At 39.9% G+C, this 13378-nt stretch carries 12 protein-coding genes and 1 pseudogene; 7 read left to right on the forward strand and 6 right to left on the reverse strand.

The window, feature by feature from the left end; genetic code table 11:
* Positions 1 to 303: 303 nt before the first annotated feature.
* Positions 304 to 999 carry an exosporium glycoprotein BclB-related protein gene (locus tag J7I90_RS03480; RefSeq protein WP_214768448.1) on the forward strand — a complete coding sequence of 232 codons (696 nt, stop codon included), beginning with the start codon at positions 304 to 306 and terminating at the stop codon, positions 997 to 999.
* Between the two features lie 192 nt (positions 1000 to 1191).
* Here the strand turns inward: J7I90_RS03480 and J7I90_RS03485 are convergent, their stop codons facing one another.
* Positions 1192 to 1941 (reverse strand): hypothetical protein, encoded by a 750-nt coding sequence (locus J7I90_RS03485; protein WP_214768449.1) that lies wholly within the window; start codon positions 1939 to 1941, stop codon positions 1192 to 1194.
* A gap of 1453 nt (positions 1942 to 3394) precedes the next feature.
* On the opposite strand from J7I90_RS03485, the gene J7I90_RS03490 reads away from it, so the two are divergent.
* Both J7I90_RS03490 and J7I90_RS03495 read left to right on the forward strand, forming a co-directional pair.
* A complete protein-coding gene (locus J7I90_RS03490) occupies positions 3395 to 4240 on the forward strand; it encodes a helix-turn-helix domain-containing protein (protein ID WP_214768450.1) in 846 nt (281 codons plus the stop codon).
* A gap of 372 nt (positions 4241 to 4612) precedes the next feature.
* Positions 4613 to 4810, forward strand: a complete 198-nt coding sequence (locus J7I90_RS03495; protein WP_214768451.1) for a hypothetical protein — start codon at positions 4613 to 4615, stop codon at positions 4808 to 4810.
* Positions 4811 to 4974: 164 nt separating this feature from the next.
* Here the strand turns inward: J7I90_RS03495 and J7I90_RS03500 are convergent, their stop codons facing one another.
* Entirely contained in the window at positions 4975 to 6909 is a 1935-nt protein-coding gene (locus tag J7I90_RS03500) for a peptidase G2 autoproteolytic cleavage domain-containing protein (protein ID WP_214768452.1), read from the reverse strand.
* Between the two features lie 369 nt (positions 6910 to 7278).
* Here J7I90_RS03500 and J7I90_RS03505 point away from each other — a divergent pair, with 369 nt between their 5' ends.
* From J7I90_RS03505 to J7I90_RS27200, 4 genes and pseudogenes are all read left to right on the forward strand, one after another.
* Entirely contained in the window at positions 7279 to 7605 is a 327-nt protein-coding gene (locus J7I90_RS03505) for a hypothetical protein (RefSeq protein WP_251025091.1), read from the forward strand.
* 568 nt (positions 7606 to 8173) lie between these two features.
* Positions 8174 to 8350 carry a YolD-like family protein gene (locus J7I90_RS03510; RefSeq protein WP_214768453.1) on the forward strand — a complete coding sequence of 59 codons (177 nt, stop codon included), beginning with the start codon at positions 8174 to 8176 and terminating at the stop codon, positions 8348 to 8350.
* A gap of 9 nt (positions 8351 to 8359) precedes the next feature.
* Positions 8360 to 8518: a YolD-like family protein gene (locus tag J7I90_RS28025; protein WP_396020143.1), complete on the forward strand. Its 159-nt coding sequence runs from the start codon at positions 8360 to 8362 to the stop codon at positions 8516 to 8518.
* Positions 8519 to 8572: 54 nt separating this feature from the next.
* Positions 8573 to 8725: pseudogene (locus J7I90_RS27200) on the forward strand (site-specific integrase); the annotation flags it as partial.
* Positions 8726 to 8841: 116 nt separating this feature from the next.
* Here the strand turns inward: J7I90_RS27200 and glnA are convergent.
* The 4 genes from glnA to hflX form a co-directional block, all read right to left on the reverse strand.
* Entirely contained in the window at positions 8842 to 10176 is a 1335-nt protein-coding gene (gene glnA / locus J7I90_RS03520; protein WP_034313424.1) for a type I glutamate--ammonia ligase, read from the reverse strand.
* A 36-nt stretch (positions 10177 to 10212) separates the two neighbouring features.
* Positions 10213 to 10617: a MerR family transcriptional regulator gene (locus J7I90_RS03525; protein WP_034313425.1), complete on the reverse strand. Its 405-nt coding sequence runs from the start codon at positions 10615 to 10617 to the stop codon at positions 10213 to 10215.
* Positions 10618 to 10813: 196 nt separating this feature from the next.
* The gene (locus tag J7I90_RS03530) at positions 10814 to 12082 is read right to left on the reverse strand and encodes a methionine gamma-lyase family protein (protein WP_214768455.1); all 1269 of its coding nucleotides are present in this window, start codon (positions 12080 to 12082) and stop codon (positions 10814 to 10816) included.
* Positions 12083 to 12094: 12 nt separating this feature from the next.
* Positions 12095 to 13348: a GTPase HflX gene (gene hflX, locus J7I90_RS03535; RefSeq protein WP_214768456.1), complete on the reverse strand. Its 1254-nt coding sequence runs from the start codon at positions 13346 to 13348 to the stop codon at positions 12095 to 12097.
* Positions 13349 to 13378: the final 30 nt, after the last annotated feature.

Consider the following 13378-nt stretch of genomic DNA (forward strand, 5'->3'; position numbering starts at 1 on the left):
ATACCCCTAATTTTATTCTAAAAGTAATGTTAGCATAGATTTCAAATAGTTCAATCGTCCTCATATAAATCATCGACTTTCATATCTAATATCTTGGCTACTTTAAACCCCTTATGAATTTTAGGATGATTTCCCATATTTGTCCATTACATTTATCGGAAGCCCCCATTTGGAACCATTTGAATTCTTGTTTAGGTAAAATCCGTATTAGAAAAATTTTTTCTATGTTAATTACAGTTATATGGACAAACAGCCACGCAATATTAAAAAACAAAAATATATTATTCTAAAGGAGTGAATTATATGTCATCTAATTCCAATTTTCGTTGTCCACGATGTTTCAATAGGATTTGCTGTTGTCCCCCTGTTCATCAAGCGTTCAAAGGAGATAAAGGAGATAAAGGATTTCCAGGAGCACCAGGACCCCGAGGCCCTCAAGGACCTCCTGGTCCCCCAGGGGCACCAGGGGCACCAGGGGTTCCTGGCGCAGGTGCGATCATTCCATTCGCATCCGGCATTACTCCTGCAGAATTAACTATTCTTGCAGGTGGACTCGTTGGCACTTCAAGTGCTATTGGGTTTGGAACTGCTATTCCTGGTCTTACTATTCTTGGAGCCACAATAGACCTAACGGGACTTCTTAATGAGGCATTTACGGTTCCGCGTGCTGGAACCATTACCTCGATAGCTGCAACCTTCAGCACTACAGTTGGATTAACTATTCCTGTTGGTACAGCAACGATTACAGCACAATTATTCCGAGCACCGGCAGGAAGTAACATTTTCACTGCAATTCCAGGTGCTACTGTAGTATTAGCTCCACCTCTCACAGGTTTAGTTATTCCTCCTGGTACTATTAGTCAAGGGATTACTGCAGGATTGGCAATACCAGTAAGTCCTGGAGAGCGTCTAATGATGGTTTTCTCTGTAGTAGGCACTGGAATTACTCTCGCTACTGCCGTGGCTGGTGCTGCCAGTGCGGGTGTTGCAATCAGTTAATTTCCCTCCAATTTCCATTTGTCGACACCCCCGTTGTAACAGCCTTAATCTTGTCGGTAATGGTTTTACTCACATGATTTAAAAGATGCTGTAAAAGTAAATATAGGGATTTCGTTTAGAATAAAATAATAAAGGCCTTCTTTTTTTAGAGAAGGCTTTGTTAATCAGATTAAAAACTAACATTTACGTTGCTTATGGCGCAGTATTAAAAAAATTAGTTGTAGGAGTATTCGTAGTTTCACAACGACGTTCATTTACGTCGCAAATACCACCATGTGAATCCACAATAACTGGTCGAATAACCGTAATTGTAGTGCGTAGTACAACCTTGACTAAAATGGCATCTGTAGTAATAACACCTGTACCGCTGACGAATGGAGTTCCTGCTTGAGCAAAGATTCCTTCTACTACTAGTGGGGGTTCTACTACTGTATCCTCAGGGCAAGCACCTGGAAAATCTGTATGCTCCTGGAATGGTAAACTCGTTGTAAGTGTGGCTGTTGCAGGAGTTGTTGATCCTGGTGCCAAAAATGTTACCGTAATCGTTACAGGAATAAGCCCGATGTTAACGACTTTGTCCCTTATGATTGTCGTGTTACGTGTAACACCAGCTAGATTCGGTAAAACAGATACCGAAACAATAGTGGAACCAGCTGGAATTGCTGGAGTAAACGCGGTAAAAGGAAATGTTGCTTCTGCAGCCTTTTGTACCGCTTTTGAGCCTACAACTGAATTAACTAGGACACAGTCGCTGTTTAATGGTGAAGCGAGTTCGCGGGCTGCAGCTTTAAAATCGCATTTGCAAGCAGAATCGCAAGACCCACAGGTCTTACATGGACTTTCCTGTTCAATTCTTGATTTTTTGCCAAAACAGTCGCTGTCATTAAAACAGACAGTACCCCAGTGGCTGTTTAATGGGTTTTGATTACCTAAATTCCCCACAAAATCACAATCCTTTCTTGTAACATTTTTTTGAAAATGAAATGGAGTTTAGTCTCGAACCTAACTAAAGTACTACAAAAAATTAATTTCGGAGTAGTAATTACAATGTATTAATAAAATAAATGATTTGCTTGGGCTATTACTTATTTATCTAGACTGACTATAAAAATTATAGGCAATTAAGTAATATGCCATAAGGTGTCTTCAGCGGGCTATATATTGCCCCCAGCAAATAAAACCGAACTTTTTACAGTTCGGCATAAATGTAATGAGAAGTATTTAGTGAGCACTTCGCATTCCTGAAAGGCACTTAATGTTTTCAATACGTTATTTGTATCGTTCGATAATACCAATATAGCGTAAGGTGATTGAAGGATCGGAATGATGTAAAATCCCTTGCAACATGGCACGATCCTTCGTGGCTTTTTGTAAAACCAATAGCCACACGTTTTCCGTAAGGTATGGTTGCCGACATGTTCGCCAACGAACTCTGCTACCTTATTTAAATGCAGATAGGCTTGAGTAGGGTTATGTGGCGTTCTTCTTTCCTGGGGAATAGGGATACCCTGGACCTTTTGAGCATGGATAGATCTCTTGGAAGATTCGCGATATACATGTCGCGGATTTTTTTGCGTTCCTTGACTAGAAAAATATTGTTTTGTTTGCCTTTTAGATCTAGGATTTGTCGTGTGGCCAAACGGAGATGGCCCCCGGTACGATGGCGGTTTTAACATCTACAATAAACAGATGTAACTATCCCAAGAATGGCACTTCAGCGCCCATTGTTCGGAGCGAGAACAGTCATTAAATTCACTACGTTTCTAAACAATATATTTTTGCCTTTTAATATTGCTTGAATGTTTGTCCATATATTTGAACTAAATAGAAAATAAAACTTTTACTAGTTTTCCGATATTGTTCCAGTATTAAGTTTCTCCTTGGGTAAATTGTTGGGAAGTTTCCGCAATTATCCACTTCATTTAAATAACTTGGAATTGCCCACCAAATAAAAAACCCCTGACACCAAAGGTGCCAAGGGTTTGAGATATTAATACATTGACATATATTGTTCGCGTTCCCATGGGTGAAATTGTGTTCTAAACATGCTCTTACCTTTAATATAGTGTCAAACTTTCACAAAAACGCCTATTTATAAGCATTAACTAAAATTCATTTATCATAATAACTCATAATAACTCAAGCATTATCGGGCATTTATCGGGTGTGATTTTCAGGCAGGATTTTAGTGCATTATGCTTTTTAATAAACAAAATAAAAGAGCACAGCGTGTTTAAGTCGTGTTGGTAGCACTTCTTAAACTGTCCGCCTCCTCTGAATAGGCAATCACTTGCTGTACCCTTAGGTATAGTTTTATACATTATGGGTTATACGCAACGGTTTTCCAATCAATGGTGAATCGTTGCTTTTTTGTTTCCTAAAGGAGACTTTATTAATGAAGAAACGTATCTATATATTCGCAAATGAAGAAGCATATAACAACCTATCCTCCTTCACAGATATAGAAGAATTAAATAAAACGGTACGAGTATACAGAGACACCATTCGTACGGATATTAAGCGTGCAGATGTACAATCAAGATTTATTATATTGTTGGAACTTTTGAAGCGTCACAGCTGCAAGCAAATTGGTGTGAGCTACATGTGTAAGAACACAATTGCATCCAAACTTGAAGTTTCTCATAAAACAGTTCAACGTTTAATGAAGAAACTTGAAGACCTTGGCATGATCCACCAGGTACCAATGAAGCGTAAAAAGGATATGATGCAAACAGCCAACGCTATCCTTATTCAACCTGTGAATGATGAAATGTCCGGCAAGGCCCCTGTGAAAGAGTCCAAGAAGTGTCCGACCATTAAAACAACTACTTCTTTCTTAAAACAAAATATTAAAAACAATAAACGTAAAGCCATTGCTCAATTCTCTCATGTGGATAGTTCTCTAGAAAACTCTTTAACACAAGCGAACTTTGTAGCGCATTGGGTTCCAGTTGTATTTAGTAATCTGGTAAGTTCTTTCTACGAAAAAGCTGAAACAATACAGGAATTTTGGAAGGTAATTAAACAGTGTAATAGAGTGGTTGATTATTCTACTAACAAAAGAGCATTTACAGGTAAACAGGAAATAGAAATCGGAACCAAAGCATTTAAAGAATTTGCTATGAAGGTTAAGAGTGGCGTTAAGATGCATAAAGGACAGTTTGCTTATTTTAATGGAATTGTGAACAAGCTTATGAATGAGCTTTACTTTGATGAAGAGTTTATGGACAACTTTAATTAACCTAAGTGTAAGTCTTTCTTACTTGTGGATAATCTTTTCTTTTATCCAAAATTCGTCATAGTTTATTAAGGGCTACAGAAGCAAATTTTTGAGTTCAACATTAAGTTACCATGGGGAATAATTGGTGGATTATTAGGGATTATCGGGCTAATTGTAGGTATTTATTATGCAATCTATTATGAAAAAAAACCGAAGTTAGTTTCCAGATTGTAAACGAATCAGATATTTATGTACGTAAACCCCTTAAAGATTTAGACATTTTCTTTGAGAATAAAGATATACAAAAGGCTAATTTAAACTTAAAAGTAATTAGGCTTAAAATTATTAATACAGGTCAGCAGTGGAAAGATTATTGAAATTCGACCAACTAAAATGAATTCAAATTACCTTGAAGATAATATAAATCCTGTTGTCGATGGTGATTTAGTCAAATTGGAGAAAATTATTTTAGAAAAAGAGAAATACGTTTCTTTTGAGATTTTAGTTTTACATAATAAAAATTCCCCTCCAAGTATTATTCCTGTTGGTAAAATTGCAGGTATAAATGATTTTGTTATCACTGATCTATAAATTTACAATATTTTCCCCTCGTTAAGAATTACTTTAACTAACTAAAGTAATGAGGTTAAAAAAACACGTATAAAGGACGGTTATGTAAAAAAAGGAAAACTAGTATATTTCAGTTCCCCCTTTACTCTTACTATCGTTTTTCTTAGGTCTATACAGTCGATTTATTATTTAACCAACACCAATATTTGATTAGGTCCCGTACGTTTCATTACTCTATACCCTTGATCCGCAGCAGTAGCAATTCCTTCGTTATTTGGTTTACAGTAGCCATTTACCTGGGCAGTTCCATCATCACGAACCAGCAGTTTTCCAACAATACCAACTGCTACCCATTCAGGTCTCTCAAGCCGGGAGCTGCATGGGTTTTCCGGATCCCACTCAGGATTTATTTTCTTTCTCATCTCGGTACGCTCTTCTACGAGGATATTCCCTTCATGATCTGTAACCGCAGGGATAGTAACCTCTTCGAATATAGGTCGATTCCATTCGTCAAATAGATATTTACTGCAAGCCGGTTCTTCCGTACCTGCCAGTATTCCTGGATTGGAGCTGGTAATCCCTAAAATATAGTCGTCATTTGCATTAGATTTTCTGACTTTTTCACCATCTAAAGTTACAAAATAACCGACATCAATCGGCTGACCGTCCAGCGTTTCAAACATTTCGGCAAAGTCACAAGCGAATGCACCGGGAATGAAAGCATCAGCGGATACTGCCCCTTCGAAACAACCATCTCCATTACTGAAAAGAGATATCACACGACCTGCAGGATCAAAAGGAAGCAATCCGTTTGCAACAAAGAAAGAATTAGATTGACTTGCGACTCCATTAGTTCCAACGATGAACGCACCAGGGAAACCAGCAGTACTTGTTCCTGATCCTGAGGCGTGAGAAAAAACTCCATTCGCAATTGTATTCGATCCTTCAGCATGGGAGGCAACTCCACTGGCTGTTGTATTCAGTCCTTGCGCATGAGCAGCTTGGTTGGTAGCTGCTGTTTGCAGTCCTTCCGCATGGGCAACAAATCCACTGGCTGTTGTGCTTTGCCCTTCGGCGTGGGAACCAAGACCACTTGCAGTTGTAATCCGTCCTTGGGCATGTGAATCCGCTCCACTTGCTGTTGTACTAAAACCCTCGGCATGAGCGGAGGCGGCGCTAGCTACTGTTTGAAAACCCTCGGCATGAGAAGAAGAGCCACTCGCCGTTGTGCTGCCACCTTCCGCATGAGAAACATCGCCACTCGCAACTGTATTCTGACCTTCCGCATGGGAAAAAGATCCACTCGCAATTGTGCCGCCACCTTCCGCATGAGAAACATCGCCACTCGCAATTGTATTCTGACCTTCCGCATGCGAACTAGGTCCACTCGCTAGGTTAGGAGTAGGGTTACCAAGTGAATCTACACCGCCCCCTTCCACGTGGGAAGCTCTACCACTGGCCGTATTCCCTTCTCCTTCTGCGTGCGCGTTAACACCGCTGATAGTTGTTTGTGTATTCAATCCTTCTGTGTGCGAATTAGCTCCACCTGCTGTTGTATTGTTCCCCTCAGCATGGGATGAATTCCCACTGGCTGTCGTTTCAAACCCTTCTGCATGGGACGCATCCCCATTGGCGTTGGTACTTACTCCTTCCGCATGGGATGAATTCCCACTGGCTGTCGTTTCAAACCCTTCCGTATGAGAAGCGTTCCCATTCGCCGTTGTGCTATTTCCTTCCGCGTGGGACGCATCCCCGTTGGCAATTGTTTGAAACCCTTCCGCGTGGGAAGCCACCCCATTGGCGATTGTTATAAACCCGTCCGTATGAGAAGCGTTCCCATTGGCAGTCGTAGCAGTTCCTTCCGCGTGGGACGCATCCCCGTTGGCGATTGTTTGAAACCCTTCCGTATGAGAAGTGTTCCCATTGGCAATCGTAGCAGTTCCTTCCGCGTGGGACGCATCCCCGTTGGCGATTGCTTGAAACCCTTCCGCATGGGAAGCCACCCCGTTGGCGATTGTTTGAAATCCTTCTGCATGGGAAGCATCCCCGTTGGCAATCGTATTCACCCCTTCTGCTTCTGAGCAAGCTCCAATTGGATTTTGATTACATCCATTAGCCATTATTATTCCTCTCCTTTTATATCAAATGATTAAAAACTCGTTTAGAGTTTGAACTAGTTCGAGCGTTCTCTCTCTTGTAATTAAATTATGTTTTAACCACACATTGGCTTGTACAAATTTCTTGGTGCTACAAGTAAAAAAAAAAAATGGACGTTCGCTGGTTGTTATTTACAGTTACAAGAGTGTCTAAAAGTTATAACTTTTAGACAAGTAAAAATGCCTTAAAACGCAAAATAGAGCGTTCTAAGGCACAAGTATATTCCGATTCTGAAAAGGCTTAGTTCTCTACACTATTTTCCTTATAAGCACAAACAGCTTGTCCAATATATTCATAGAATATGGTATCGAAATGCTCTTTACGAGGGACATTTGACAAAGCTCAAATTTCGCATGTTAGACATTTTAGTAGTAAAGAGAAAAGGAGGTGCAGATAAAATGACTTGTACTATAAAAGGGTTAACTCAACCAATTTGTTTAACTCTTATTTACAATTTAAGTTCTCGCTTACTTGTAGATTCTTTCATTGATTGTGGAAATTGTGAACTAGGAGCTAGTTTAGATCCTGATAATAGAAATCTAACGATTAGAGTACCTCTAACTATTGGAGGTGAAGTTACATTTACTGATAATTTACAATCAGGTTGCGTTACAACACTTGTGGAATTAACTAAACAATCAAAGAAAAAGGAAAAATGATTACAATACAATTTATAGCAGGAACTACACGTATCTCGACTGAATCCTAAGTTAACAAATAGATGCAAGAGCTAAATCTATGTATACAAAAGGTTTGGCTCTTTTCCTTGTTGCAGGAATGATTTTTAAAAATAGAATAGTAGCTTTCTAAAAGTAATATATTCTAGAGACTTGAAAAAAAACCTCATTTCCTCCTCGAAATAACCCTTCACAATGTCCGGAAGTTAGTCTGGAGTGAAATTACAGAAGTTAACAAACTTTTAGACAAATGAAAAGAGGTTATACATAATGGTGTTTATAGGGATACGGACGTGTAACTAGCATTGATCAATCATTAGATTTACTGGAAGAGTAGTTAAAAGAATATGGCTGTGAGATTTTTCTTGTGGCATTGTGCGTTAAAATGGTTTTTAACTTGGTTATGTAAAACAAGCGTAGAAGCGATAAATGCCTTATTTTCAAAAATCAACATTTCTCTAGCCCGAACTTATTTGGGGAAGGAATTTCTTTCTGTCTTTTATAAGAACAAATGTTCTTATGTAATGGATATAAAGGAGGGATTTTTCTGATGAGTACGATTCGTGATAGAGGGCTAGTTAAATGGCAAGCAGCATTGATTATGCCTGAACATAAAGCTTTAAATAAGAAAATAAATGAGGTTGATTATTTCTTAAATAAAAAACCTATCCTCGATGAATACCAGGTTGAAGAGTTTGAAAACAACATTCATTATGCAATGGAATAACATTTACCTATATGTCTTAGATTGCATAACACGGGAAAGCCTCTTGAAATATACGGACATTGTGTTTACGTACATCCAATCACGAAAGAGCTACGCATTCAGAAGAAAGATAGTTCCTTTGTGTATATTCAGTTTGATGAGATTATTGATGTAATTGTGGAGGATTAAAAATAAATCAAAACTGTGGGCGAACCTTATTAACTAACTCGGTAATGTCATTAATTAGAGGCTGGCGCAAGCATGAAATACATTCAAGAGCGTTTAGGTCATGGCAGTATGCAAATCACAGCAGATGTTTACTCACATATTAGTAAAAAAATTGAACATGACACAATGGATAAATTCGAGGAGCATATGAAAAATGTCCTTGAATAATTTTTTAAAGTTTTTTCCGGGCATTTATCGGGCAGTTGATAACTTCATAAGATTTTATGAATGAATGCCCGAAATAAAAAAAACCCTGACACCAGAGGTGCCAAGGGTTTGAGATATTAATACATGGACATATATTGTTCGCGTTCCCATGGGTGAACTTGTGTTCTAAACATATCCCACTCGATTTCTTTTGCTTCGACGAAGTGTTCAAGTAAATGTTCACCTAATGCTTCTTTGATGACTTCATCAGATTTTAATGTTTCCAATGCAGCATATAAAGTAGCTGGTAGATCAACGATACCTACTTCTTCACGTTCTTCTTTATTCATAACATAGATGTTGCGATCAACTGGAGCTGGAGGAGTCAAGTCGTTCTTGATACCGTCAAGACCAGCTTTTAGCAGAACGGCAAGTGCCAAGTATGGGTTAGCTGCTGGATCGACACTACGTACCTCTACGCGAGTACTTACTCCGCGTGAAGCTGGGATACGGATTAGCGGGCTACGGTTTTTAGCAGACCATGCAACATAACAAGGAGCTTCGTAACCAGGAACTAGACGTTTGTATGAGTTAACAGTTGGATTTGTTACCGCAGTGAAGCTTGGAGCATGCTTAATGATACCTGCGATAAATTGCTCAGCTGTTTTGCTTAATTCCAATTTACCTTCTTTATCATAAAATGCGTTTTCGTTGCCTTTGAATAGAGAAACGTTACAGTGCATTCCAGATCCGTTAACACCGAACAATGGTTTTGGCATGAATGTTGCGTGTAAACCATGTTTGCGGGCAATCGTCTTAACAACCAATTTAAATGTTTGGATGTTATCACAAGCTGAAATCGCATCTGCATATTTAAAGTCGATTTCATGTTGTCCTGGAGCTACTTCATGGTGGGATGCTTCGATTTCAAATCCCATTTCTTCAAGCTCAAGAACGATATCACGACGGCAGTTTTCTCCCAGGTCAGTAGGTGCAAGGTCAAAGTATCCGCCTTTATCGTTCAATTCCAGCGTCGGCTCGCCTGCTGCATCCAGTTTGAATAGGAAGAATTCAGGTTCAGGTCCAAGATTGAAATCCGTGAAGCCCATTTCTCTTGCTTCTGCAAGAACACGTTTTAGGTTTGCACGTGGATCTCCATCAAAAGGAGTTCCATCCGTATTGTAAATATCACAGATCAAACGTGCAACTTTACCTTTTTCGGAAGTCCAAGGGAAGATAACCCATGTATTTAGATCAGGATATAAGTACATATCAGACTCTTCGATACGAACGAAGCCTTCAATGGAAGATCCATCAAACATCATTTTATTATCAAGTGCTTTTTCTAATTGACTGACTGGGATTTCAACGTTTTTAATTGTCCCTAAAATGTCAGTGAATTGTAAACGGATGTACTTAACATTTTCTTCTTTCGCTAAACGAGTGATGTCTTCACGTGTGAACTTTGCCAATTTCTATTCCCCCTAATAATTCATAAATCATATTTTTTATTGGAAAAAACGGGACATATCCCCTTGTCTAAGAGATGTTCGATGCTTGCTTCCTTGTAAAAGCTCGGCACGCAGAAGCTTGCGAAGATCCTCGTCACTAAGGTCATGCCTTATTTTTTCCGCTTGTTCTAATTCTTGGGTTTTAGGTAAATTCTGTTCCTTTACAGTGAAAATCTTTTTAATGCCGGCCAGATTGACTCCTTGTTCGATTAAATCTTTAATCTCAAGCAGTCGATCGATGTCATTTAATGAAAAGACCCGACGATTTCCATCTGTTCTCATAGGAGTAATAAGTTGATGCTCTTCGTAATACCGAATTTGGCGTGCAGACAACTCAGTTAACTGCATGACGATTCCGATGGAAAAAAGAGGCATCGAACGCCGAATGTTGTTGCCGCTCATTCTTAGCATCCTCCTTTTGTTTATCTTAAAATAATCTTATACCATGTTATTAAACTTGTCAATATGATGTTACCTTTTATGACGTGGTTTTCTCAGAAAAATTAAATGATTTGTTACTACACAAATATTATGACTATTTCTCTTACTGGAATCCAATTGTATCTGGATTCCCATAACATACCTTATTTAATTTCAATTACAATTGGATCAGCTTTTTGTCCATTAGCGCATTCACAGCAGTCAATACAGCCATTTTAACATGGGCGTATGTCAATCCGCCTTGAACATAAGCAACATATGGAGCCCTTGTCGGACCATCTGCCGTCAGTTCAATGCTGGCCCCCTGTATAAAGGTGCCTGCAGCCATGATTACATCGTCCTCATAACCCGGCATATAGGCAGGATATGGTGTCACATGTGAATTGATTGGTGATGCATATTGGATGGCCTGACAGAAGGCAACCATCTTATCCCGTTCATCAAATTGAACGGATTGAATCAAGTCAGTTCGCTTCGCATCCCATTTTGGGGATGTATTCATACCGAGCTTTTCTAAAAAGGCAGCTGTGAACATGGCTCCTTTAACAGCTTGGCCCACGACATGCGGTGCTAGGAAGAATCCTTGGTACATTTCCTGGAGACTATAAAGCGAAGCACCTGCTTCAGCCCCTATTCCTGGTGATGTTAACCGATAAGAGCAAGCTTCAACCAGGTCCTTTTTGCCAACAATGTAACCACCGGTTTTCACTATCCCGCCGCCAGGATTTTTAATGAGTGAACCAGCCATTAAATCCGCTCCGACATGACATGGTTCTTGCGTCTCAACAAACTCTCCATAACAATTATCCACGAACACGACGATTTCCGGGTTAATGCCTTTAACAAAGGAAATCATTTCCTTTATTTCATCGATCGTAAAGGAAGGACGTGTAGCATACCCTTTTGATCTTTGTATACCGATCATCTTCGTATTAGGTTGAATGGCATGTTTGATGGCTTTGAAATCAACGGTTCCAGTTTCTGCCAACGGAACGGCCTTATAGCTGATTTGAAAATCACGTAAAGATCCAATACCCGTCCCCCGGATACCGACGATTTCTTCCAAAGTATCATACGGCTTTCCAGTTATGTATAACAATTCATCCCCTGGGCGCAAAATGCCGAAAAGAGCGGTGGAGATGGCGTGTGTGCCTGATATAATTTGGGGGCGCACCAATCCAGCTTCCGCTCCGAAAACATCTGCGTATATCAATTCCAGCGTATCGCGGCCCATATCATCGTATCCATACCCAGTAGTCGGGATGAAGTGGGAATCACTCACTTTATGTGCTTGATAACTTTGTAATACGCGAAATTGATTTTCTTCGATTCGTTCGTCCACTTGCTTATGTAATGGAGAAATCATTGATTCCACTTCCTGGGCAATGTTTTTCAAAACTTCTCCATTTGTTAACTGCTGATACATCAAAATTCCCCTTTATAATGAATATTTCTCCAGCTGCCCGGTTATTGGATGATCAGCTAGACAAAAACCTTTGCATTCATATCTTTCCGATTCTTCATTAAAGGAGAGAGTGCGCAATATGGTTTCATTTTTCAGCTGTGATAATAGTTTACCCTCACTCGATGGCAGGAAAACATGATACGGGACCATTCCTTCAATCACGTACTTTTCAATTTCTTCCATGATTTCATTCAGGTCCGATTGTTCATAGGCACTGATCATTAATGAAGCACGACTGGCTGACCTGACAAAATCAGCGTGAACCTTATCTTTCTTATTATACAACGTTAGCTGTGGAATGGAAGGAACATCTAAGTCATTTAGCAAATCCTGCACCGTTTTCTGATGATTAAAGTAATCTGTACTTGAGGAATCGACCACATGTAACAGCAGATCCGCTTCTTTCACCTCTTCCAAGGTAGAGCGGAATGCGGCAATTAAAGATGTCGGCAAATCTTGTATGAATCCAACCGTATCCGTCAGAAGCACGGTAAATCCGCTAGGAAGAATCGCCTTTCGCGTCATGGGATCCAGCGTAGCGAATAATTGGTTCTCTTCATATGAATCCGCCTCCGTCAAACGGTTGAACAGCGTTGATTTACCTGCATTCGTGTATCCCACAAGTGCTATTTGAAAGGTCTTATTACGTTTCCTTCTATCACGATAGCGTTCACGATGCTTCACTATTCCACTTAATTGCTGCTTGATTTCATCTATTTTTCCACGGATGTGGCGGCGGTCGCTTTCCAACTTCGTCTCCCCTGGCCCCCTTGTGCCGATTCCGCCTCCTAGCCTGGACATTGCCGTACCCTGTCCAACCAAACGCGGCAATAAATATTGGAGCTGAGCAAGTTCAACCTGGAGTTTCCCTTCCCTGGATCGAGCCCGCTGAGCAAATATATCCAATATTAGCTGTGTCCGGTCTATGACCCTTGCCTCCAATTGTTTCGAAAGGTTCCGAATTTGGCTCGGGGATAATTCATCATTAAAGATAAATAATTCCGGCTCCAGCTCCTCTTCCAGATTCCGGAGTTCTTCCACTTTTCCTTTTCCTATATATGTAGCCGGATCGACACTTTCCCTTTTCTGGGAGATGGTCATTAAAACCTCAGCATTCGCCGTCTTCGCCAAGGAAGCCAGTTCATCGAGTGAATATTCAAAGTGTTCACTGGTCTCAGTTGTTTGACACCCAATCAAGACAGCCTTTTCCTTTATTGCGTCTTCCAAATCACATGCACCACCTTCTGGTAGATTTCA

This window comes from Bacillus sp. ISL-57, from assembly GCF_018613135.1.
Classification (GTDB): domain Bacteria; phylum Bacillota; class Bacilli; order Bacillales; family DSM-1321; genus Peribacillus; species Peribacillus frigoritolerans.

What these genes read in the sequence shown, in the direction of transcription:
- J7I90_RS03480 (WP_214768448.1), top strand. Translation starts at nt 304, where the DNA reads ATGTCATCTAATTCCAATTTTCGTTGTCCACGATGTTTCAATAGGATT.
- J7I90_RS03490 (WP_214768450.1), top strand. Translation starts at nt 3,395, where the DNA reads ATGAAGAAACGTATCTATATATTCGCAAATGAAGAAGCATATAACAAC.
- J7I90_RS03495 (WP_214768451.1), top strand. Translation starts at nt 4,613, where the DNA reads ATGAATTCAAATTACCTTGAAGATAATATAAATCCTGTTGTCGATGGT.
- J7I90_RS03500 (WP_214768452.1), bottom strand. Translation starts at nt 6,909, where the DNA reads ATGGCTAATGGATGTAATCAAAATCCAATTGGAGCTTGCTCAGAAGCA.
- J7I90_RS03510 (WP_214768453.1), top strand. Translation starts at nt 8,174, where the DNA reads ATGAGTACGATTCGTGATAGAGGGCTAGTTAAATGGCAAGCAGCATTG.
- J7I90_RS03525 (WP_034313425.1), bottom strand. Translation starts at nt 10,617, where the DNA reads ATGAGCGGCAACAACATTCGGCGTTCGATGCCTCTTTTTTCCATCGGA.
- J7I90_RS03530 (WP_214768455.1), bottom strand. Translation starts at nt 12,082, where the DNA reads ATGTATCAGCAGTTAACAAATGGAGAAGTTTTGAAAAACATTGCCCAG.